At 71.1% G+C, this 22,014-nt stretch carries 21 protein-coding genes; 6 read left to right on the forward strand and 15 right to left on the reverse strand.

Annotation, left to right across the window (positions count from 1 at the left end):
• The first annotated feature begins 2 nt into the window (after positions 1-2).
• The 3 genes from lgt to LDO26_RS11855 are packed head-to-tail and all read left to right on the forward strand — an operon-like array spanning position 3 to position 2,295.
• On the forward strand, positions 3-905 hold the full coding sequence (gene lgt / locus LDO26_RS11845) for a prolipoprotein diacylglyceryl transferase (RefSeq protein ID WP_232131305.1): 903 nt from the start codon (positions 3-5) through the stop codon (positions 903-905).
• 40 nt (positions 906-945) lie between these two features.
• The gene (locus LDO26_RS11850) at positions 946-1,740 is read left to right on the forward strand and encodes a thymidylate synthase (protein ID WP_232131306.1); all 795 of its coding nucleotides are present in this window, start codon (positions 946-948) and stop codon (positions 1,738-1,740) included.
• Between the two features lie 45 nt (positions 1,741-1,785).
• A complete protein-coding gene (locus LDO26_RS11855) occupies positions 1,786-2,295 on the forward strand; it encodes a dihydrofolate reductase (RefSeq protein ID WP_232131377.1) in 510 nt (169 codons plus the stop codon).
• A gap of 93 nt (positions 2,296-2,388) precedes the next feature.
• Here LDO26_RS11855 and LDO26_RS11860 read toward each other — a convergent pair whose 3' ends face one another.
• From LDO26_RS11860 to LDO26_RS11900, 9 genes are all read right to left on the reverse strand, one after another.
• A complete protein-coding gene (locus tag LDO26_RS11860) occupies positions 2,389-3,225 on the reverse strand; it encodes a symmetrical bis(5'-nucleosyl)-tetraphosphatase (RefSeq protein WP_232131307.1) in 837 nt (278 codons plus the stop codon).
• Positions 3,225-3,608 (reverse strand): Co2+/Mg2+ efflux facilitator ApaG/CorD, encoded by a 384-nt coding sequence (apaG, locus tag LDO26_RS11865; protein ID WP_232131308.1) that lies wholly within the window; start codon positions 3,606-3,608, stop codon positions 3,225-3,227. Before apaG ends, LDO26_RS11860 begins: the two co-directional genes overlap by 1 nt.
• A gap of 37 nt (positions 3,609-3,645) precedes the next feature.
• Complete coding sequence (gene rsmA, locus LDO26_RS11870; protein ID WP_232131309.1) at positions 3,646-4,467, reverse strand: 16S rRNA (adenine(1518)-N(6)/adenine(1519)-N(6))-dimethyltransferase RsmA; 822 nt, start codon at positions 4,465-4,467, stop codon at positions 3,646-3,648.
• Positions 4,464-5,459, reverse strand: a complete 996-nt coding sequence (gene pdxA, locus LDO26_RS11875; RefSeq protein ID WP_232131310.1) for a 4-hydroxythreonine-4-phosphate dehydrogenase PdxA — start codon at positions 5,457-5,459, stop codon at positions 4,464-4,466. Before pdxA ends, rsmA begins: the two co-directional genes overlap by 4 nt.
• Before the next feature lies 1 nt (position 5,460).
• Entirely contained in the window at positions 5,461-6,783 is a 1,323-nt protein-coding gene (locus LDO26_RS11880) for a peptidylprolyl isomerase (RefSeq protein ID WP_232131311.1), read from the reverse strand.
• The gene (lptD, locus tag LDO26_RS11885) at positions 6,780-9,170 is read right to left on the reverse strand and encodes an LPS-assembly protein LptD (RefSeq protein ID WP_435594076.1); all 2,391 of its coding nucleotides are present in this window, start codon (positions 9,168-9,170) and stop codon (positions 6,780-6,782) included. The genes LDO26_RS11880 and lptD overlap by 4 nt, the downstream gene beginning before the upstream one ends.
• 276 nt (positions 9,171-9,446) lie before the next feature.
• Positions 9,447-10,361 carry a histone deacetylase family protein gene (locus tag LDO26_RS11890; protein WP_232131378.1) on the reverse strand — a complete coding sequence of 305 codons (915 nt, stop codon included), beginning with the start codon at positions 10,359-10,361 and terminating at the stop codon, positions 9,447-9,449.
• 45 nt (positions 10,362-10,406) lie between these two features.
• Positions 10,407-10,958: a cob(I)yrinic acid a,c-diamide adenosyltransferase gene (locus LDO26_RS11895; RefSeq protein ID WP_232131313.1), complete on the reverse strand. Its 552-nt coding sequence runs from the start codon at positions 10,956-10,958 to the stop codon at positions 10,407-10,409.
• 15 nt (positions 10,959-10,973) lie between these two features.
• The gene (locus tag LDO26_RS11900) at positions 10,974-11,552 is read right to left on the reverse strand and encodes a DUF6580 family putative transport protein (protein ID WP_232131314.1); all 579 of its coding nucleotides are present in this window, start codon (positions 11,550-11,552) and stop codon (positions 10,974-10,976) included.
• Positions 11,553-11,635: 83 nt separating this feature from the next.
• On the opposite strand from LDO26_RS11900, the gene ubiH reads away from it, so the two are divergent.
• Entirely contained in the window at positions 11,636-12,856 is a 1,221-nt protein-coding gene (ubiH, locus tag LDO26_RS11905; protein WP_232131315.1) for a 2-octaprenyl-6-methoxyphenyl hydroxylase, read from the forward strand.
• The gene (locus LDO26_RS11910) at positions 12,853-14,040 is read left to right on the forward strand and encodes an FAD-dependent oxidoreductase (RefSeq protein WP_232131316.1); all 1,188 of its coding nucleotides are present in this window, start codon (positions 12,853-12,855) and stop codon (positions 14,038-14,040) included. The genes ubiH and LDO26_RS11910 overlap by 4 nt, the downstream gene beginning before the upstream one ends.
• Positions 14,041-14,150: 110 nt before the next feature.
• On the opposite strand, the gene LDO26_RS11915 is transcribed toward LDO26_RS11910, so the two are convergent.
• The 6 genes from LDO26_RS11915 to LDO26_RS11940 form a co-directional block, all read right to left on the reverse strand.
• The gene (locus LDO26_RS11915; protein ID WP_232131317.1) at positions 14,151-15,071 is read right to left on the reverse strand and encodes a DUF808 domain-containing protein; all 921 of its coding nucleotides are present in this window, start codon (positions 15,069-15,071) and stop codon (positions 14,151-14,153) included.
• Between the two features lie 71 nt (positions 15,072-15,142).
• Positions 15,143-15,481: a hypothetical protein gene (locus LDO26_RS11920; RefSeq protein ID WP_232131318.1), complete on the reverse strand. Its 339-nt coding sequence runs from the start codon at positions 15,479-15,481 to the stop codon at positions 15,143-15,145.
• 18 nt (positions 15,482-15,499) lie between these two features.
• Complete coding sequence (gene rlmM, locus LDO26_RS11925) at positions 15,500-16,570, reverse strand: 23S rRNA (cytidine(2498)-2'-O)-methyltransferase RlmM (protein ID WP_232131379.1); 1,071 nt, start codon at positions 16,568-16,570, stop codon at positions 15,500-15,502.
• 31 nt (positions 16,571-16,601) lie between these two features.
• Positions 16,602-17,162 (reverse strand): nucleoside deaminase, encoded by a 561-nt coding sequence (locus LDO26_RS11930; protein WP_232131319.1) that lies wholly within the window; start codon positions 17,160-17,162, stop codon positions 16,602-16,604.
• Positions 17,163-17,235: 73 nt separating this feature from the next.
• Positions 17,236-17,616: a hypothetical protein gene (locus LDO26_RS11935; protein WP_232131320.1), complete on the reverse strand. Its 381-nt coding sequence runs from the start codon at positions 17,614-17,616 to the stop codon at positions 17,236-17,238.
• Between the two features lie 88 nt (positions 17,617-17,704).
• Positions 17,705-19,468 carry a glutamine--tRNA ligase/YqeY domain fusion protein gene (locus LDO26_RS11940; protein ID WP_232131321.1) on the reverse strand — a complete coding sequence of 588 codons (1,764 nt, stop codon included), beginning with the start codon at positions 19,466-19,468 and terminating at the stop codon, positions 17,705-17,707.
• 287 nt (positions 19,469-19,755) lie between these two features.
• On the opposite strand from LDO26_RS11940, the gene LDO26_RS11945 reads away from it, so the two are divergent.
• Positions 19,756-21,930 carry a GGDEF domain-containing protein gene (locus LDO26_RS11945; RefSeq protein WP_232131322.1) on the forward strand — a complete coding sequence of 725 codons (2,175 nt, stop codon included), beginning with the start codon at positions 19,756-19,758 and terminating at the stop codon, positions 21,928-21,930.
• Positions 21,931-22,014: the final 84 nt, after the last annotated feature.

Genomic DNA, 22,014 nt, shown 5'->3' on the forward strand with positions numbered 1-22,014 from the left:
CGATGATCATCCTCCACCAGATCGATCCGGTCGCGATCCACCTGCCGCAGGTCGGCGGGTTCCAGCCTGCGATCCACTGGTACGGGCTGATGTACCTGCTGGCGTTCGCCCTCGCCTGGGTGCTGGGCCGCAGCCGCATCCGCGCCGGCCGCCTGCCGGGCGTGGATGCCGAACAGTTCGGTGACCTGCTGTTCTACGGCATCGTCGGCGTGGTGCTGGGCGGACGCATCGGCTACGTGCTGTTCTACGCATTCGGCGACTTCCTCGCCAATCCGCTGATGCTGGTCAAGGTCTGGGACGGCGGCATGAGTTTCCACGGCGGCCTGCTCGGCGTGCTGGTCGTGGCGTGGTGGTGGGCGCGGCGCCGCGGGCTGCACTTCTTCGACGTCATGGACTTCGTGGCGCCGTGGGTGCCGCCGGGGCTGGGCCTGGGCCGGATCGGCAACTACATCGGCGCCGAGCTGTGGGGCAAGTACACCCAGGCCGGCTGGGGCGTGGTGTTCCCGACCGATCCCGCGTTCCGCGGCTGGTCGGCCGAGCACCTGCAGGCCGAGTTCGCCAGCGGTGCGCTGGACCAGTTCGCGCGGCATCCCTCCCAGCTCTACCAGGCCTTTCTCGAGGGGCTGGTGATGTTCGTGGTGCTGTGGTGGTTCTCGCGCAAGCCGCGGCCGCGCTATGCGGTGTCGGGGCTGTTCGCGCTGCTGTACGGCGTGTTCCGCTTCCTCGTCGAGTTCGTGCGCGTGCCCGATGCCGACATCGGCTATCTGGCGTTCGGCTGGCTGACGATGGGCCAGGTGCTGTCGCTGCCGCTGGTCGCGCTGGGCCTGTTCCTGTTGTGGCGCGCGCGCACTGCGCCGACACTGCAGCCGGTGGCGCCGCCCGCCACCGACGCGAAGCCGGGCTGAGCCCGGTGCGCGGCGCATCCCTGTCTGCCCGGAGATCGCGATGAAGCAGTACCTCGACCTGCTGCAGCACGTGCTCGAACATGGCGCGGAGAAATCCGACCGCACCGGCACCGGCACGCGCAGCGTGTTCGGCTGGCAGATGCGCTACGACCTCAACGCCGGATTCCCGCTGGTCACGACCAAGAAGCTGCACCTGCGCTCGATCATCCACGAGCTGCTGTGGTTCCTGCAGGGCGACACCAACATCGGCTACCTGCGCGAGAACAGGGTCGGCATCTGGGACGAGTGGGCCGATGCCGACGGCGAGCTGGGCCCGGTCTACGGCCGCCAGTGGCGGCGCTGGACCGCGGCCGACGGCCGCGAGGTCGACCAGATGCAGTGGCTGGTCGACGAGATCCGGCGCAACCCCGATTCCCGCCGGCTGGTGGTCAGCGCGTGGAACGTCGGCGACCTGCCGGACATGGCGCTGATGCCCTGCCATGCGCTGTTCCAGTTCTACGTGGTGGACGGCAGGCTCAGCTGCCAGCTCTACCAGCGCAGTGGCGACATCTTCCTCGGCGTGCCGTTCAACATCGCCAGCTACGCGCTGCTGACCCACATGGTTGCGCAGGTGACGGGGCTGGGCGTCGGCGATTTCGTGCATACCCTCGGCGATGCGCACCTGTACTCGAACCATTTCGAACAGGCGCGCGAGCAGCTGGCGCGGGCGCCGCGGGCGTTGCCGACGCTGCGCCTCAATCCGGACGTGACCGACCTGTTCGGTTTCCGCTACGAGGACATCGCGATCGAGGGCTACGATCCGGCGCCGGCGATCCGGGCGCCGGTCGCGGTGTGAGCGAAAAGCGTGATTGGTGATTCGGGAAAGCGCGGAACTCCTTGCATCGTGCTGGTCGCGGCACTGGACCGCAATCGCGCGATCGGCCGCGACAACGCCCTGCTATGGCACCTGCCCGACGACCTGAAGCGCTTCAAGGCGCTGACGCTGGGCAAGCCGGTGCTGATGGGCCGCAGGACCGCCGAGTCGATCGGACGCGCGTTGCCGGGGCGCCGCAACCTCGTGCTGACGCGGTCGGGCCGGATCCCGTTCGAGGGCATGGAAGCGGTGGCCTCGCTCGATGCGGCGCTTGCCCTTGCGGCCGAAGCGGGCGCCGCGGAGTTGTGCGTGATCGGCGGCGGGGAAGTCTACGCGCTGGCGCTCCCGCGGGCCGCGCGCATGCACCTGACCCGCGTCGACGACGCGGTCGCCGATGCCGATGCGTTCTTTCCCGTCTTCGATCCCGCGCAATGGCGCGAAGTCGCGCGCGAGGCCCATGCCGCGGATGCGCGCCATGCGCATGCCTTCACGTTCGTCGACTACCTGCGTACGGCCGGTCCCGACTCCGGTCGCTGACGCCCGCATGCCTTGCCGCGCCCGGAAAAGCGCGGCGGGCGCAGGCCGGGGCGACGCCCCCGACGCTGTGAGGTCCCGGGCGCTGCGAGCGGGTCACTTCGCCGGTGGCGGCACGTCGCGGCCGGGGACCTGCACGATGCGCAGCGTCTCGGCGTCGAGCTGCAGCGCGGTCAGCTTGCCGCCCCAGACCGCGCCGGTGTCGAGCGCATGCACGCCCAGGCCGATGAACAGGCCGAGCGTGGACCAGTGTCCGCAGACGATCTTCAGGTCGCGCTCGGCGCGGCCGGGGACCTCGAACCACGGATACAGGCCGGCCTGCTGGGTGCCCGGGGCGCCCTTTTCCTCGAACGCGATGCGGCCGCGCGGCGCGCAGTAGCGCATGCGCGTGAACAGGTTGATGATCGCGCGGTCGCGGTCCGGGCCGGTCAGCCGCGGCGACCACGCCGGGCGGTCGCCGTACATGTTCTTCAGCAGCTTGCGGTAGCCGTTGCCGCGCAGCTTGCGCTCGACCTCGGCGGCATGCTGCTCGGCCAGTTGCGTGGTCCACTGCGGCGCCAGGCCGGCGTGCAGCATCATCCAGCCCAGCGCGCGGTCGACATGCAGCAGCGGGCAGCCACGCAACCAGTCCAGCAGCACGTCGCGGTCGTGCGCGAACAGCACGCCGCGCAGGTCGGCATTGACCTTGCGCTGGTCCTCCTCGCGGCGCTCGGCGATCGCCAGCAGCGACAGGTCGTGGTTGCCGAGCACGCTGACGACGTTGTCGCGCAGCGAATGCACCAGCCGCAGCGTTTCCACCGACTGGCCGCCGCGGTTGACCAGGTCGCCGCAGAACCACAGTCGGTCCACCGCCGGGTCGAAGCGGATCGCCTCCAGCAGCCGTTGCGTGGGGTCGTAGCAGCCCTGCAGATCGCCGATCGCCCAGATCGCCATCAGTGCAGCGTTCTCGGGATCGACAGCGTGAACGGCGGGATCGGCGCCTCGAACTGGGCGCCGTCGTCGCCGAGCATGTCGTAGCTGCCCTGCATCGTGCCGACCGGGGTTTCCAGCACGGCGCCGGAGGTGTAGGTGAACGCCTCGCCGGGTTCGATCCGCGGCTGTTCGCCGACCACGCCGTCGCCGCGCACTTCCTCGACCTTGCCGTTGGCGTCGGTGATGATCCAGTGGCGCGCGAGCAGCTGCGCCGGCCGTTGCCCGATGTTGCGGATGCGGATCGTGTAGGCGAACACGTAGCGATCGTCGTCCGGCACCGATTCGTCGTCGAGGAAGCGGGTGGCGATCTGGATTTCCAGGGTGTAGTCGGCGGTCTCGTCCATGTGCGGCCAGTGTAAACGCAGCGGGTGAATGCTTCGACTACGCCGCCGGCGGCTGGTTGGCCAGGCGCACGAAATCAGCGACCGCCAGCTGCTCGGCGCGCAGTTGCGGGTCGATGCCGGCGGCGCGGATCGTCGCCTCGTCGCAGACCTGGCCCAGCGCGTTGCGCAGGGTCTTGCGGCGCTGTCCGAACGCGGCGCGGACGATGCCGGAAAAGCGCACCGGATCGTCGATGCCGATCGTCTCCGGCGCGCGCGGCCGCAGACGTACGACCGCCGAGTCGACCTTTGGCGGCGGCTTGAACGCGCCGGGGCCGACGGTGAACAGCGCGGTGACCTCGCACCAGGCCTGCAGCATGACGCTGAGCCGGCCGTAGACCTTGCTGCCGGGACCGGCGGCCATGCGTTCGACGACCTCCTTCTGCAGCATGAAGTGCATGTCGGTGATGACCGCCGCATGGTCCAGCGCGTGGAACAGGATTGGCGACGACAGGTTGTAGGGCAGGTTGCCGACCAGCCGGATCGGCGCCCCCGCGGCCAGCGCGGTCAGGTCGACGTCGAGCACGTTGGCGTGCACCAGCGTGAGTTCGCCGTGCGCGGCCGCCTGCGCCGCCAGCGGCGCCAGCAGGTCGCGGTCGAACTCGATCGCGGTCAGCGCGCCGTGGCGGTCGAGCAGTGGGAAGGTCAGCGCGCCCTGGCCCGGACCGATCTCGACCAGACGGTCGCTCGGTCGCGGCGCGATCGCCAGCACGATCCGGTCGATGACGCCGCGCTCGTGCAGGAAATTCTGGCCGAGGGACTTCTTCGGTGGCTCGCTGAACCGGTCCGGCGACGGCGCATTGCGTGGGGGCGGCCGGGTCATTGCGCCATGCCTTGGCTGCGCCGCATGCGTTGCCGGGCCAGCGCCGTGCACTGGGCGATCGCCGCGAACAGGCTCGACGGATCGGCGCGGCCGCTGCCCGCCAGATCGAGGGCGGTGCCATGGTCGACGGCCACGCGCGGATAGGGCAGGCCCAGGGTCAGGTTCACCGCCGACTCGAAGCCGCTGTACTTGAGTACCGGCAGGCCCTGGTCGTGATACATCGCCAGCACCGCGTCGATGCCGGCCAACCGCGCCGGCAGGAACGCGGTGTCGGCGGGCAACGGGCCGTCCAGCGTCATCCCGGTCCCGCGCAGGCGCGAGAGCAGCGGTGCGATGATGGCGTCTTCTTCATGGCCCAGGTGCCCGTTCTCGCCGGCGTGCGGGTTCAGCCCCAGCACCGCGATCGCCGGCGCGGTAATGCCGAAATCCTCGCGCAGGGCGTGGTCGAGGATCTGCAGGACACGTTCGAGCAGCGGTGTGGTGATCGCATCGGGGACCGCGCGCAGGGGCAGGTGGGTCGTCGCCAGCGCGACCCGCAGCGTCGGGTTGGCCAGCATCATGACGACGTCGCAGCCGGCGTCTTCGGCCAACAACTCGGTGGTGCCGGAGTAGGCGATGCCACCGGCGTTGATCGCGGCCTTGTGCACCGGGCCGGTGACCATGCCGTCGAAGCGGCCCTGACGACAGCCCGCGGCCGCATGCAGCAGGCCGTCGACGATACTGCGTGCGTTGTCCGGGGCCGGTTCCCCGAATTCGGGCAGGCGGGCGTGCGGAAATTCGATCAGGCGCAGGGTGCCGGGCGGGACATCGGTGGCCTCGGCGTCGACGAGGACCAGCGGCAGGTCGATCGCGGCGGCCGCGCGCCGCAGCGTCGCGGCGTCGCCGATCGCCACCAGGTCGGCATCCCACTGGCGGCATGCGGCGCGCACGCACAGTTCGGGACCGACGCCGGCCGGTTCGCCCGGGACCAGCGCCAGCCTGGGACGCGGCATGTCAGCCTCCGCTGGCCCCGGGCGCGACGTCCGGGTCCGCGTCCACGCCGGTGCGGATGCTGACGTAGGCCTCGCTGCGCAGTTCGCGGACGTAGCGGTCCCACTCTTCCTCGAGCTTGCGCTGGCCGATCGACTCGCGGATCTGCGCGCGCTGGTTGCTGTCGCTGGCACTGGACTGGCGCGAACCGGTGCGCTGGACGATGTGCCAGCCGGCCTGGGTGCGGAACGGCGCCGACACTTCGCCATCGGACAGCGCCGCGACCTGGCCGCCGAACTCGGGACCGAACTCGTCCTGGGTGAACCAGCCCAGGTCGCCGCCATTGTCCTTGCTGCTGGCGTCCTCGGACGTCTCGCTGGCGATCTCGGCGAAATCGGCGCCGCCGGCGATGCGCGCCCGCAGGCCGTCGATGCGGGCGCGGGCCTCGCTGTCCTCCCCGGCCGGGGCGCGGATCAGGATGTGGCGCGCCTGGTACTGGGTCACCTGGCCGCCACCGGTCTGGCCGTCGCGGACGTCGACCAGCTGCAGCAGCTGGAAACCGCTGGGGCCGCGGATCGGGCCGATGACCTGGCCGGGCTGCAGGGTGGTAATCGCCGAGGCGAACGCCGCGGGGATTTCGTCGGTGCGGCGCCAGCCCAGGTCGCCGCCCTCGAGCGCATTGGGGCTGTCGGAATAGCGCACGGCGGCCGCCGAGAATTCCATCTCGTCGCGGTCGATCAGGCCCTTGATGCCGTCGATCTTCTGCTGGCCGGTCTGGATCTGCTCCGGCGTCGCACCCTCGGGCAGGGCGACGAGGATGTGCGCGAGACGATATTGCGCGCCACTGGCCTGGCTGGCCAGTGCGGCGTCCACCTCGGCGTCGCTGACCGACACGCGGGTCTGCGCGAAACGCTGGCGCATGCGCTGGATCAGCAGCTCCTCGCGCAGCGAGGCGCGGAAGGCATCGAACGACATGCCGTCGCCGGCCAGTTGCCGGCGCAGCTGGTCCATCGTGAAATTGTTCTGCTGGGCGATCGACGAGATGGCCGCGTCGACTTCCTCGTCGCTGACGTTCACGCCGGTCTGCTGCGCGCGCGCGGTCTGCAGCTTCAGCAGGATCAGGCGCTCGAGCACCTGGCGCTCCAGGATCGCGCGCGGCGGCAGCTGGTCCTGACGGGTCGCGTACTGGGCGAGGATGTTGCCGACCGCATGGTCGAGTTCGCTCGACAGGATGATGTCCTCGTCGACGACCGCGGCGATGCGGTCCAGCGGCTGGACTTGCTGGGCATTGGCCGATGCGGCGAACAGCGCCGCGGCGACCGCGAGGGTGTGCAGGAGTGTCTTCATGGGGTCAGGCCGGGGGCGAGGTCGTCATCGTCGTCGCTGCCACGCAGCTCCGACGGAGGCACGAGATAGAGGTCGTCTCGGTAATAGCCGAGAATAGCACGGCGCAGGCGGCTCTCCGTGTCGGGGCCGGCAGCGCCCAGCCCCTTGAGCTCGAGTTCGAACATGATCGCGTTGTTCATCTCGCCCTGGCGGCTGCGCAGGTAGCGGCGCGCGACCACGCGCGCGGCCAGGCAGCAGCTGTCCCACTGCACGCCGGCGATGCCTTCGAGCATGCGGTTGTCCGTGAACGAATGGTAATAACGGCCGATCAGGCTCCACGACGGCGAGACCGGGTACAGGAACGACAGGTCGGCCTGTTCGATCTGGTCGCCGCGGCGGCGATAGGCGAAGTTGGCGATGCCCTCGTCGCCGATCAGGTAGCGGGTGCGCAGGCTCGCGAGGTCCTCCTGACGGGTCTTGGGATCCCACTGGTAGCTGGCGCCGATGGTCCAGCGGTCGTTGACCGCATAGTTCGCGTCGGTGACCCAGGCCGAGCGGCCGCGTTCGATCGGTGCGCGGTTCGGCAGGGTGATGCGGGAGTCGTCCAGGTACAGGATCTGGCCGACATTGACCGAAAGCTTCTCCAGGCCGTCCGACTCGCGGATCAGGCGGGTGCTCATCGCCATCGTGATCTGGTTGGCGTCGGCCTGGCGGTCGGCGCCGGAATAGCGGTTGTCGCGGAACAGCTGGCCCCAGCTGAACGTCAGGTCGCGGGTATCGAACACCGGCAGGTCCGACTGGTCGCGATAGGGCGTGTGCAGGAAGAACACGCGCGGTTCGAGCGTATGCAGGTAATCCTCGCCGCGGAAGCGGGTGTTGCGGTCGAAGAACAGGCCGGCGTCGATCGAGGCGATCGGCAGGCTGCGGCTGGGCGAGCCGTTCGCGGCTGCCAGGTTGTTGGTGCGCGCGACCTGGTCGGCGAGTTCCTTCGACAGGTCGTAGCCGGTGTAGCGCCAGGCCAGCGTCGGGCGGACGAACCAGCTCGGGCCCTCCAGCGGCATGCTGAGGTACGGTTTGACGTCGACCCGCGCACCCCCCGGCTTGGCGGTCGAATCGAGGTGGCTGAAGCGGGTCGCCTCGGCGTCGACGCCGGCGACGAACAGGCTGCCGACCGGCTGTTCCCAGCTCACCTGCGCATAGGGCAGGCGGTGATAGGCCAGCCGGCTTTCGTTGAGGGTGTAGTCGGTGAGCTGGTAGTAGTCCGCGGCGATCGCCGCGTTCCAGTACAGGCCGCGCCCAAACACGCCCAGCGTGCTGCGCGTCGAAATACTCGAGATGCCGTCGATGTTGTTGCTGAAGTCCTCGAGGTAGCGCGGATCGCTCATGTAGGTGAGGTTCGCCCGCGCCTGCCAGTTGCGGTTGACCCGTTGCCGGCCGGTGTAGGTGAACAGCACGCGGTCGTCCTTGCGCCGGTTCTCGGCGATCGGCACCTCGATCAGTTCCAGCTCGCGGTCGTCGCGGGTCAGCTGGTCGGACGGCAGGTAGTTGAGGTCGAACTCGCCCCGTCCACCGCTGTTGAGATAGCGGAACTCGGTGGCTAGGCTGACGCCACGCTTGCTCATCCAGCGCGGCTCCAGCGTCATGTCGTAGTTCGGCGCCAGGTTGAGGTAGACCGGCTGGGTGTAGTCGAAACCGTTGCGCCCGGACGAGGAAATCCGCGGATACAGCAGGCCGGACAGGCGGCGGTCGTCGACCGGGAAGCGGAACCACGGCACGTACAGCACCGGCACCTTGCCCACGCGCAGCGTCGCATTGCGTGCGGTGCCCATGCCCATGTCGGTGTCGATGTCGATCTGGCCGGCCTTGAGCTCCCACCAGCGGTCGCTCGGCGGGCAGGTCGAATAGGTCGAACCCATCAGCGCGCCCTGCGAGCCTTCCATGCGGATCTCATCTGCACCGCCGTTGCCGCGGCGCGCGGTCAGCTGGTAGCGGACGTTGTCCATGCGGTAGGACTCGGCGATCGTGTCGCCCTCCAGCCGGTCCGCCACCACGCGCATGCCCGAGTCCTGGTAGCGCACGTTGCCGCTGGCGACGAAGGTGCCGTCCTCCTGCGAGTAATCCAGGTTGTCGGTGCCCAGGAACTGGTCGCCGCGTCGCAGGGTGACGTCGCCGGTGACGTTGGCGCTCTCGCCGCTGATGCCGGCGAACGCGTCGCCGTCGATGTCGGTCGGCTGGTTCTCGCGATCCTCGACCGACCCCACCGGCGCCTGCGCATCGGCGAACATCGGAACTGCGTCCTCGATCGGGCACAGCGCCCAGTAGCCGGGGCGGAGTTCCTCGTCGGCATGCGCGGCGAGCGAGGCGGCGATGCAGAACGGAAGGGGGAGCAGGCGAAGGGCTGGGCGCACGGGCGCTCCGTTCGGCGGAAAACGGGCGCCAGCATGCCGCATCCCTTGTGCAGCGGCAATGCGGCGTCGACACCATTCGTTCACATCGCGCGGGCCTGCACGCAGACCCGTCCGCGCATTCACCGGACCGAAGATGAATGGATGGCCGCGACCGGGTCCTGCACCGCTGGCGGGACCGGTGCCGACGGGCCTGGACGGGCGCAGCGGGGAGCGCAACGGGCGGCATCCGTGCCCGCCCGGTCGGCACGGCCGCCGGTGGATGCGGTGTCGATGGACTCAGTCGGTGGACAGCGCCCGCAGGTGCGCGACGCTGCATTCGCGCAGTGCCTGCAGGTCGTAGCCGCCTTCGAGTGTCGAGACGATGCGGCCGTCGGCATGCCGGTTGGCAAGCGCCACGAGTTCGCCGGTCAGCCAGGCGAAGTCCTCGGCATCGAGCTGCATCTGCGCCAGCGGATCGCGCCAGTGCGCGTCGAAGCCGGCGGAGATCAGCACCAGCTGCGGCGCGAAGGCGTCGAGTTCCGGCAGCAGCCGCTCGCGCCACACCTCGCAGAAACGCCGGCTGCCGGTGCCGGGCGGCAGCGGCGCGTTGACGATGTTGCCCAGGCCGCGTTCGAGCCGCAGGCCGGTATCGGGAAACAGCGGCAACTGGTGCGAACTGACGTACTGCACGCGCGGTTCGGTGTCGAAGATCGCCTGGGTGCCATTGCCATGATGGACGTCGAAATCGACGATCGACACCCGCGGCAGGCCATAGCGCTCGAGCGCGTGCGCGGCGGCCACGGCGACGTTGTTGAACAGGCAGAAGCCCATCGCGATCGATGCGGTGGCGTGGTGGCCGGGCGGCCGGACCGCGCAGAACGCGCGGCGTATGTCGCCATTGAGCACCGCGTCGACCGCGGCGACGCCGGCGCCGGCGGCATGCAGCGCGGCCTGGGCCGAGCCCGGCGACAGCACGGTGTCGCTGTCGAGCGGGATGCGTCCGCTCGGATGCGATTCGAGCACGGTCGCCAGCAGCGATTCGTCGTGCACGCGCAGCAGCTGGCCGCGCGTCGCCGCCGGTGCCTGGCGCAGTTCGAGTCCGGGGAAGGCCGCGCGCAGCGCCTCGATGACGGCGGCCAGCCGCTCGGGGCGTTCCACATGGTCCGGGCCGGTGTCGTGGTCGAGGCAGCTGGCGTGCGAGAACACCGGCACCACGCCACGATCATTGCCGCCGAAGTGGATCGGATGGTGCATGGCTCAGCTCCGGCGCGTGTGGTGCCACAACACCTCGCCCTGACCGCTGGCGCGGGCCAGCACGCGGGCGAGGACGAACAGCAGGTCCGACAGCCGGTTGAGGTAGCGGACCGCCTGCGGGCGCACGGTTTCGCTGCGCGACAGCGCCACCGTCTCGCGTTCGGCGCGCCGCACCACCGTCCGCGCGACATGGCAGCGCGCGGCCGCCTCGCCGCCGCCGGGGAGGATGAACTCCCGCAGCGGCGGCAGCGCGTCGTTGTAATGGTCCAACTGCCGTTCGAGGCGCGCGACGTCCGCGTCCTCGATCGCCGAATGGCCGGGGATGCACAGTTCGCCACCGAGATCGAACAACTGGTGCTGGACCGTCGTCAGCAGCGCGCGGATGTCGTCCGGCAGCGCGGCCGCCAGCAGCAGTCCGATCGCCGAACTGGCCTCGTCGACGGTGCCATAGGCGCAGACGCGCAGCGCGTCCTTGCCGGTCCGCGTGCCATCGCCCAGGCCGGTCGAACCATCGTCGCCGGTGCGGGTGTAGATCTTCGAGAGGCGGTTGCCCATCGCTGGCGAGGCGGCTCAGACGGTGCTGGCGCGGAGCGCCGGCGCATGCCGGCGGAGCATGCCGAAACCGCCGAACAGCAGCGCCGAATAGAGCAATGTCGCCGCCAACGTCCACTTGAAGAACGGGATGCCGGCGACGTAGGCGGCGACCAGGCCGGTGCCGGTCATCGGGTAGAGGGGTTCGGGCTGGAACAGCCAGGCCGCGAAATTGGTGATCGTGAAGAACAGCAGCGCGCCGGCCAGCGCATGGCCGAGTACGCGCCCGGGTCCCGCCCGGCCGCGCATGCCGAAGCCGAGCGCGGTGGTCAGCGCGATGCACAGGTACACCACCCACGGGCCGGGACTGGCGAACCAGCTGGCGTACAGGCCGCCGTGGAGGCCGGCGAGGACGAGGTCGGAGACGAGCATCGCCAGCAGCGGCACCAGGAATGCCCACGGCCGGGATGCGAAATGGGCGCCCGCGAACAGCGCGATGGCTGCGACCGGAGAAAAGTTCGGCGGATGCGGCAGCAGTCGGGTCAGCGCTGCGACGAAGATCAGCGCGGCCAGCAGCAGCGGGCCGGGGGCGAGGAAAGCGGGCGCGGGGCGGCTCATCTGCGGATGTGCTCGATTGGGGCTGCATGCAGGATAGCGCAAGGGCGCATGGGCACCGTGCGCGGACCGCTATCATGGCGGCCATGACGAACGCACAGCACAGTGGCGGGCACGAGGTCGTGATTGTCGGCGGCGGACTGGTCGGGGCCAGCCTGGCAGTCGCGCTGGACCGGGCCGGCATCGACACCGCGCTGGTCGAGGCGACGCCGCCGGGCGCGATGCCGGCGGTGTTCGACCAGCGCAACCTCAGTTTCGCCGAGGCGACGGTCAACGCGCTGACCGCGCTCGGCATCCTGCAGAAGCTGCAAGTGCCGGCCGGGCCGATCCGGCAGATCCACATCAGCCGCGCCGGCGACTTCGGCCGGGTAGGGCTCGATGCGGCGGGCTATGGCCGCGACAGTTTCGGCCAGGTGGTGGTCGCGCGCGATTTCGGCGATGCGCTGGAGGCGCGGCTCGGCGAGCTGACCCGCCTGACCCGCTACCGGCCGGCGCGCTTTATCGGATTCGGGGACGCCGCCGGCCGGCGCGGCATCCGCATCGCGGGTCCCGACGGCGAACGCCTGTTGCAGGCGCGACTGGTGGTCGGCGCGGACGGCGCCGACAGCGCGGTCCGCGCCGCGCTGGGGATCGGCGCGCAGGTGCACGACTACCGCCAGCGGCTGTTCATCGCCCGCGTCCGGCCCGAACGCGCACCCGACGGACGCGCGTTCGAGCGCTTGACCGACCACGGGCCGACGGCCCTGCTGCCGCGTGGCGACCGCCATTACGGCATCGTGCACGGTGTCGATGCCGATGCCGCCGCAGCGGTGGAGGCCCTCGACGACGCGCCCTTCCTCGCCCGCCTGCAGTCGGTGTTCGGCTGGCGCGCCGGTCGTTTCCTCGGGGTCGGGCCACGCAGCAGCCACCCGGCGCGGCGGGTGGTCGCCGACGATACCGTCGGCACGCGCACCGTGCTGGTCGGCAATGCCGCGCAGTCGCTGCATCCCATCGGTGCCCAGGGCTTCAACCTCGGCCTGCGCGACGCGCTGACCCTCGCCGAACTGGTGGCAGACGCGAGCGACCCTGGCGCGCCGGCGCTGCTGGATGCCTACGCCGCGCGCCGCCGCGAGGACCGCGCGCGGACCCTGGCTTTCTCCGACGGCCTGGCGCGCCTGAGCGCGAATCCGTCGCCGCTGCTGCGGCCGCTGCGCAGCCTGGGCCTGCTGGCGATCGACCGGGACGCCGGCTTGCAGGCGCTGCTGGCCGGCGGCGCGATGGGCTATCGCGGCGACGTGCCGGCTCTGTGCCGCGGAGTGGCCGCATGAACCGGCGCGGGCGTCGGGATGTGGCGGTCGTCGGCGGTGGCGTGGTCGGCGCGGCCTGTGCGCTGGCGTTGGCCGCCGAGGACCTGGATGTCGTGCTGGTCGAGGCGCAGCCGCCGGCGGCCTGGTCGGCGGCGGCGCCGGACCTGCGCGTCTATGCCTTCGCACCCGACAACGCCACGTTGCTGCACGGTGTCGGCGCGTGGGACGCGGTGCGCGGCGCGCGGGCGCACCCGTACCGGCGCATGCGGGTCTGGGATGCGGCCGGCGGCAGCGAACTGGCGTTCGATGCCGACGCGCTTGGCCTGCGCGAACTCGGCTGGATCGTCGAGCACGGCCTGCTGGTCGACCGCCTGTGGGCGCAACTGGCGCGCTCCGGGGTCGAGGTCCGCAGCCCGGCCCGGATCGAAGCGCTCGACAACGATGCCGACGGCATCACCCTGCGCCTGGAGGGCGGTGGCCGGATCGAGGCAGGGCTGGCGGTCGCCGCCGATGGCGGCGGGTCCGCGCTGCGGCGGCTTGCCGGCATCGGCACGCGGGCGCACGACCATGCGCAGCGTGGCGTGGTCTGTTACGTGCGCAGCGCGGATCCACATGGGGACACCGCATGGCAGCGCTTCCTGCCGACCGGGCCGCTGGCCCTGCTGCCGTGCGGCGACGGCGGCTGTTCGATCGTGTGGACGTTGCCGGCCGACGAGGCGCAGCGCATCTGCGCGCTCGACGACGCGGCGTTCGCGGCAGCGGTCACCCGCGCGTCCGATGCCAGGCTCGGCGCGATCGTGCCGGTGTCGCCGCGGGTCGCGTTTCCGCTGCGCCGCCAGCTCAGCGACACCCAGCTGTCGGGCCGCGTGCTGCTGGTCGGCGATGCGGCGCACGTGGTGCATCCGCTGGCCGGGCAGGGTGTGAACCTGGGCCTGCGCGACGTCGCCGGGCTGGCCGCGACGATCGCCGACGCACGCCGGCGCGGCACCGCGTGGGACAGTCTGCAGCGGCTGGCGTGCTGGGCGCGCACGCGGCGCAGCGAGAACACGATCGCCGCGCATGCCTTCGACGGCATCAACCGGGTGTTCTCCAACGACGATCCTGCGCTGACGCTGTTGCGCAGCCACGCCTTCGGCATCGCGCAGGCGGTGGCGCCGCTGAACCGCCTGCTGGGCCGGTGGGCGGCGGGCGGGTCGCCGGGATAGATCGCCGGCGCGGCGCGCCAATGGCGGAATGCCATTCCGCCGTACGTCGTGGCGCGGCGCTTGCCGTACGGAAAGGTCCCTGCGCCGGGTGCGGCGGCGCAGGCGCCGCCCTACTTGCCGCGCAACCGCCGCAGCAGCGCCACCGCGCCGACCACCAGGCCGCCGGCGGCGATGCCGACGACGCCGTTGATGACGGTCGGCGCCAGCGCGCCCAGCACCGTGCCGACGGTCGGCAACGCGCCGAGCCCGGTCGCGGTTTCCTGGATCCACGTCGCCACGTCGTGGAGGCCGTGGGTCAGGATGCCGCCGCCGACCAGGAACATCGCCGCGGTGCCCACGACCGACAGCGTTTTCATCAGCCACGGCGCCATGCGCAGGATGCCGCGGCCGATGCCGCGCGCGATGGTGGACGGGCGCCGGCTCAGATAGAGGCCGCCATCGTCGAGCTTGACGATGCCGGCGACCAGTCCGTAGACGCCTGCCGTCATCAGGGCCGAAATGCCGCTCAGCACCGCCAGCTGGGTGGCGAAGGGGTGGCCGGCGACGGTGCCGAGCGTGATGGCGATGATCTCGCCCGACAGGATCAGGTCGGTGCGCACCGCGCCCCTGATCTTGTCCTTCTCGAAGGCCACCGGGTCGACGTCGGGCCCGGCGAGCGCGGCGATGCGCGCGGCTTTCGCCGCCTCGTCTTCCCTGCCGTGCAGCAGCCGGTGGGCGAGCTTCTCGAAGCCCTCGTAGCAGAGGAACAGGCCGCCGACCATCAGCAGCGGCGTCACCAGCCAGGGCAGGAACGCGCTGATCGCCAGCGCCGCCGGCACCAGGATCAGCTTGTTGCGGATCGAACCCTTCGCGACCGCCCAGACCACCGGCAGTTCGCGGTCGGCCTTGACCCCGGTGACCTGCTGCGCGTTCAGCGCCAGGTCGTCGCCGAGCACGCCGGCGGTCTTCTTCGCCGCCACCTTGGTCATCACCGAGACGTCGTCGAGCACGGTGGCGATATCGTCGAGCAGCGCGAGCAGGCTGGAAGCCATCGGGAGTCCGGAACAGGGGCGGTGCGAAGTATGCGCGGCGCGGGCCGCGCCGTCGCCGGGAACGCGGGGTCTCAGTTCGCCAGGGCGTACGCGGCGACGGCGAAGGCCAGCGCCGCGGCGGTCGCGGCCGCGATCGCGAGCCGGTTCGACAGCACCAGCCGCCGTTCCAGCCGTTCGGCGCCGAGCTGCAGCGCCTGCATCGTCTGCTGCATGTCGGCGGCCAGCTTGCCGATCGAATCGGCGTTCTGGCTCGCGGCATCCTGCAGCTCGCCGATCTGCGCCTCGATCACGTCGATCCGGCGCTGCTGGCCGATATCGACCTGCGGCGGCATGCGGGTGAAGATCGGCCGCGCCAGGCGCACGATCTCGGGCAGGTAGGGGGCGACGACGGTGATCCAGGCTGCGGCCATGGGCGGCTCCGTGATGCGTTATTCGATGCTGGCGTAGACCGTGATTTCCTCGCGGTCGTGGTACAGCTGGCGCGCGCGGATCGTCAGGGTATCGTGCGCGCCGGCCTGCTCCGCGAACAGGTCCAGCGCCAGCAGGGTTTCCTGCCAGCGCTTCTTCATCGGCAGCTTGAGGTTGAAGATCGCGTTGCGGCACCAGCCTTCGCGAAACCACGTCGCCATGCGCTCGGCGACCCGGCGCGGCTGCTCGACCATGTCGCAGACCATCCAGTCGAGCGTGCCGTCGGGCTTCCAGCGGAAGCCGTCCTCGCGCTGGTGGTCGACCAGGCCGGTGTCGTGCAGCGCGGCCTGCAGCGGGCCGTTGTCGACCGCGACCACGCGCATGTGCTGGCGGGTCAGCACCCAGGTCCAGCCGCCGGGCGCGGCGCCCAGGTCTGCCGCCCGCATGCCCGGTTGCAGCCGGGCCTTGCGTTCGCGCTCGGTCAGCAGCACCAGGAACGCCTCCTCCAGCTTCAGCGCCGAGCGCGACGGCGCATCGGCGTGCACGCGCAGCCGCGGGATGCCCAGCGGCCACGGTGCGCTGTCGCCGACGGTCGACTGGGCCAGGAACGCGTGCGTGCCCGAGACGAAGAACACGTGCAGGCGCGGGAAGCGCGGATCGTCCTTCTGGCTGAGGAAGCCACGCTTGCGCAGCGCCGGGCGCAGCGCGTTGCCGAAGCTGCGCGCCAGGCCCGCGAGTTGCTTGCCGTCGTCCGAATCCGGGTGTTCGACCAGCAGTTCGCCATGGCGTCCGCGGCCGGCGAGCGCGGCGAAGATCGGCGCGATGCGGTCCTTCGGGTCGAGCTCGCGCAGTTCGGCCAGCAGCATCAGCTTCTGCCGTGCGAACACCAGTTCGCGGAACGGCAGTTCGTGGGTCAGCGACGGGCCGTTGTCGGAATGGAACAGCACGTAGCCGTCGTTGCGGTTGGTCTGCGGATAGCCGGCCACGTGCACGCCGGCGGCGCGTTCGGCCAGTTCCGCGGCCAGGTCCGGCTCGAACCCGGGCCGGCAGTAGCACAGCAGGCCGCTGACCGGCTGGAACGGGACCGGCATGTCGTCCGGCCGGGGGTCGGTTGCGCCCATGTCAGTACTTCCCGCCGTCGGTCTCGCCATAGCTGCGCAGCACCGCGCGCGCCGCTTCGCGCCGGATGTCGCGGACCACTTCGATGCCGCGCTGCTGCAGCGCGCCGACCCAGTCCTCGGGCAATGGGCCCTCGTCGAACGGGGTCAGCGCCTCGACGTCCTCGGCGCGTGCACCGATCAGCAGCCGGTCGATGCCGGCCCAGACGGTCGCGCCGTAGCACATGCAGCACGGCTGCGACGAGGTCGCCAGGGTGATCGGCCCGCCGTATTCGTTGAGCCGCGGCGTCTGCAGGCGCTGCTGCGCCAGCATGTAGGCCATGGTCTCGGCGTGCGCGACCGAGCAGGCGTGCGGCAGCACCCGGTTCACGCCGACGGCGATGATGCGGTCGTCGGGCCCGAATACCGCCGCACCGAACGGGCCGCCGCTCTGCGCCTCGACATTGACCCGCGAGAGTTCGATCGCCAGCGCGACCTTGTCGGCATCGCCGGGGTAGTCGCGCGCGGTGTCGACGCGTTCCTGGACCCAGGCGGGCAGGGTCAGGTGGACCTGGGCGTACAGCATCGGAATCGGAAACCTTGGGTTGCGGATCTGGCTTGTCGGGAAACTGGGCGATCGTGGGGTGGGACGCGCGGCGTCAGCGCAGCAGGCGGCCGCCGTCGGCCGGCTCGCAGCGCGAGGCGACGCAGCTGCAGGCCTCGATGTCGACGAAGCCGCAGACGCCGGCCATGCCGCGCCGGGCGCAGTCGGCCTGCACCGCGGCCGGGTCGGGCTCGGCCGCGGCGTTGACGCAGGCCGGCTGGTAGCCGCAGCAGTTGCCGACGTTCTTGACCGCGCAGTCGCTGTCGACGCGGCAACTGCGGTCCAGTGCCGGACCCGGCGCGGCCGCCGCATCGGCGCCCGGTGGCGCGGGGGCGGCATCGCCGGCCACCGGTGCCGGTGCGGTGCAGGCGGCCAGCGCCAGCAGCAGTGCCAGCGGCAGCAGGCGGGAGAGCAGGTCGGGCAGACGTCGGTTCATGGCGGGCATGGTACCGCCGGCGCGGATGGCGCGCCGGCGCCGGGCCCGCGCGCCGTCCGGCAAGCGCGGCAGGATCGCGGACAGGGGCTCAGGCCGACGCCGCCCAGGTGTCGCGCAGGGTCACGCTGCGGTTGAACACCGGCGCGGCCGGGGTATGGTCGTAGCGGTCGGCGACGAAGTAGCCCAGGCGCTCGAACTGGAACGACTGCTCGGGCGCCGCGCCGGCCGCGGCCGGCTCCACGTAGCCGGTGACGCTGCGCTTCGAATCGGGGTTCAGGTGGTCGCGGTAGGTCTTGCCGGTCGATTCGTCGTCCGGCTTCTCGACCAGGAACAGGCGGTCGTAGAGCCGCACCTCGGCCTCGACCGCATGCGCGGCGCTGACCCAGTGGATCGTGCCCTTGACCTTGCGGTTGGCGCCGTCCATGCCCGGGCGCGATTCCGGATCGAGCGTGCCCTGCAGTTCGACGATCGCGCCGGTGTCGTCCTTGACCACCTCGTCCACGCGCACGATGCCGGCCCCGCGCAGGCGCACTTCGCCGCCCGGCACCAGCCGCTTCCAGCCCTTCGGCGGCACTTCGGCGAAGTCGTCGCGCTCGATCCACAGCTGGCGCGAGAACGGCGCCTCGCGCGTGCCCTGGGCCGCGTCCTTGGGGTGGTTGGGGAAGGTCAGGGTCTCGGCGTGGCCCTCGGGCAGGTTGGTCAGCACCAGCTTCAGCGGGTTGACCACCGCCATGCGCCGCGGCGCGCGCGCGTCCAGGTCGTCGCGTAGCGCGCCTTCCAGCACCGAGAAGTCGATGACCGAGTTCTGCTTGCTGATGCCGACGCGGTCGACCAGCAGCCGCAGGCTGGCCGGCGTGTAGCCGCGCCGGCGCAGGCCCTGCAGGGTGTACATGCGCGGGTCGTCCCAGCCGTCGACCAGGCCTTCGGCGACCAGCTGGGTCAGCTTGCGCTTGCTCATCACGGTGTAGTTGATGTTCAGCCGCGAGAACTCGATCTGGCGCGGTCGGTCGGCTTCCCGCGGCAGGCCGCGGGCCAGCAGCGGGGCCAGCAGGTCCGGATTGCCGGCCAGGTCGACCCGGTCCACGCACCAGTCGTACAGCGGGCGGTGGTCCTCGAATTCCAGCGTGCACAGCGAATGGGTGATGCCCTCGATCGCATCGCCGAGCGCGTGCGCGAAGTCGTACATCGGGTAGATCGGCCAGGCGTCGCCGGTGTTCTGGTGGGCGACGGTCTTGATCCGGTACAAGGCCGGGTCGCGCAGGTTCATGTTGCCGCTGGCCATGTCGATCTTCGCCCGCAGCGTGCGGGTGCCGTCGCTGAACTCGCCGGCGCGCATGCGCCGGAACAGGTCGAGGTTTTCCTCGACGCTGCGGTCGCGGTACGGCGAATTGCGGCCCGGTTCGGTCAGCGTGCCGCGGTATTCGCGCACCTGCTCGGCGGTCAGGTCGCAGACGAAGGCATCGCCCTGCTCGATCAGCTTCTCGGCGGCGAGGTAGTAGACCTCGAAATAGTCCGAGGCGTGGCGCAGCTCGGCCCAGTCGAAACCGAGCCAGCGCACGTCGTCCTCGATCGCGCGGACGAAGGACAGGTCCTCCTTCTCCGGGTTGGTGTCGTCGAAACGCAGGTTGCAGCGGCCGCCGAACTCGGCGGCGATGCCGAAGTCCAGGCAGATCGCCTTGGCGTGGCCGATGTGCAGGTAGCCGTTGGGCTCCGGCGGAAAACGGGTGCGGACCGACGCGTGCTTTCCGCTGGCCAGGTCCTCGCGGACGATCTGGCGGATGAAGTCCTGGCGCGCCGGGGTGGCATCGTCGGGCGTCGGGGTGGGAGGGGCGGTCGGGCCTGCGGAGGACATGGTGCGGAAGCTCGGGATCGGAGACGGGAACCGCGCAGTGTAGCCGAGCCTCGCCGGGGTGCCGGCGCCAGCTGCGGCACACGCCGCGTCTGGTATGCCGTTGTGGCCATCACGAGCGTTTTGTGACGAATGTCACCGGAATGTGGCATGTACATTGCTTGAATCGGGCAGGGGAACCGGGGGTGTCGAGTGCAGGCGAGGGAAGCGCTGGGTCGGAAGGCAGGGATCGAGGCACCGCAGCCGGGGCGGGTGGGTGGCCGGACGATGCCGTCCCCGGAAATGCCGGCATGCCGATGAATTCGACCCGCGCGATGCGTGGCCATGCCTGGGCGCTGGCGGGGTGCCTGGTCGCGCTGCTGGGCCTGTTCGCGGCGCTGCTGGCCTCGACCCAGTTGCGCCCCGGCGAGCTGGTGCCGGTGGCGGTCACGCCGTTGGCGGGCGCCGCCGACGATCCCGGCGGCGATGTCTCGCGCACGCGGCTGCGGTTCGTGCTGCCCGCCGGCAGCGCCGACGGTGGCCGCTGGGCGGTCTGGATGCCGCGCGACCCCGCGGCGTCGCTGCAGTTGCACGACTCGCGGGGCTGGTCGAGCGAGGTGCTCGGGTTCTTCGCCTGGGGCCGCGACGAGGGCGTGCTGCCGACCGGGTACGGCTTCGTGCTGCCCGCAGGGCTGGAGGGGCCGGTCGAGCTGACGCTGGAGGTGCACGGACCGTCGCGCGCCGTGATCAGTCCCGTGCTGGTCGCGCGCACGGCGGACATCCGCCGCATGGAGCGCTCCGGCGTGGCCCTGGCCGGTGCGGTCTATGGCGGGCTGCTGGTGCTCGCGGCGCTGGCGCTGGCGCTGGCCTACGCATCGCGCGACCGGGTGTTCCTCGCGCTGTTCGGCTTCATCGTCGTGCTGTTCCTGCTGCTGCTGGGTCTGAATGGCCATCTGTACGGGCTGCCGGGCTTGCGTGTGTTCGGCCACTGGGGCGTGCAGGGGTTGCTGACGCTGGTGCTGGGCTATACGGGCAGTTGGCTGTGGATGGTCCGGATCTACGCGTTCCCCGGTGCGATGCCGGCGCGGTTCGCCGGACTGCTGCGTGGTGGCGCGATGCTGCTGGTCGTGCTGATGCTGCTGTGCCTGTTGAACCTGCCGGTGCTGGCAGCGCCGCTGCGGATGCTGACGACGCTGGCATGGGGCGTGGGCGGCCTGGCCGGCGTTGCGATGCTGGTCGATGCCGTCCGTCGTCGCATGTCGCTGGCATGGCTGCTGTTGTCGGTCTGTCTGCTGGGCCTGGTCAGCAGTGCCTGGATCGAACTGGCCGACAGCCGTCTGCTGCCCGATGCGCCGGTGCTGCATCTGGTCTACCAGGGGCCCGCGGTCATCTTCGCATTGACCCTGGGCATGGCGCTGGTCGGGCGCATCGCCGACTACCGCGACCAGCGCGACCGCGACCGCCTGGCCCGCATGGAGACCGAGCGCCGCATGCGCTGGGAGGCGGGCCGAGCGGATCTGTCGACCGCGTTGCAGATGCGGCTGGGCGGGCTGGAAGCCACCGACATTCCGTCGCATGGCCTGCGGCTGATGATCGACCACCTGCTGCCGCTGGTGCCCAGCGACGCGTGCATCGTCGCCGCACACGGATTCCACGGCCGCGACCACCTGCTGGTCGAGCCGCCCGGCATCCTGCATGCGGTCGGGTCGGAACTCGAGCGCCGTGGCCTGAACCTGCGTCGGCAGGCCACCGGTGGGCTCGCCCTGCAGCAGCCGGTGGGCACGATGGCTGGCGCCCCGGGCGTCGCGGTCGAAGCCTTGTTGCCGTTGCCGGCCCGCGCGCCGGGCTGGGGCGTGCTGCTGCTCCGGCGCGCCGGCGGCGAGGGCTTCAGCGACGACGAGATGTCGATCGCCGGCGAACTGCTGCGGGTCACCCATCTGCATATCGAGCAGGCCATGGCCGCGATCCGGTTGCGCAGGTCGGCGGAGATGGACGCGCTGACCGGCAGCATGAACCGGCGCACCATCGACAGCTGGATCGAGCGTGCCTTCATCGAGGGCGCGCGCGACGGCCATCCGATCTCGGTGCTGTTCGTCGACCTGGACCACTTCAAGTCGGTCAACGACCGCTTCGGCCATGCCTGCGGCGACGACTGCCTGCGGCACGTGGCGCAGGCGCTGCGCGGCGCCCTGCCCGAAGACGGCATGCTCGGCCGCTACGGCGGCGAGGAGTTCGTGGTCGTGCTGCCCGGCCTCGACGGCGCCGCGGCGCGAGTGATCGGCGAGCGCATGCGGGCCGCGGTCGAGAATCTCGAGGTCCGTCACGACGGCCTGCGGTTCGGCCTGACGGTGAGTATCGGCATCGCCACCCGCCATGCCGGCGAACGCACGCCGGCCGAGACGATCGCCCGCGCGGACAAGGCGCTGTACGCGGCCAAGCGCCAGGGCCGCAACTGCGTGCAGGCCGCGCCGGCCATCTTCAGCTGAGCAGGACGCCGGACACATGCGCCCGGCGGCCGGCAGCACGCATCCGCCCTTGAAGCCTGCCGGCGTGCCCGCATGCTGACAGGG

The sequence above is a fragment of the Proluteimonas luteida genome (genome assembly GCF_021191695.1).
Lineage (GTDB): Bacteria > Pseudomonadota > Gammaproteobacteria > Xanthomonadales > Xanthomonadaceae > Luteimonas > Luteimonas luteida.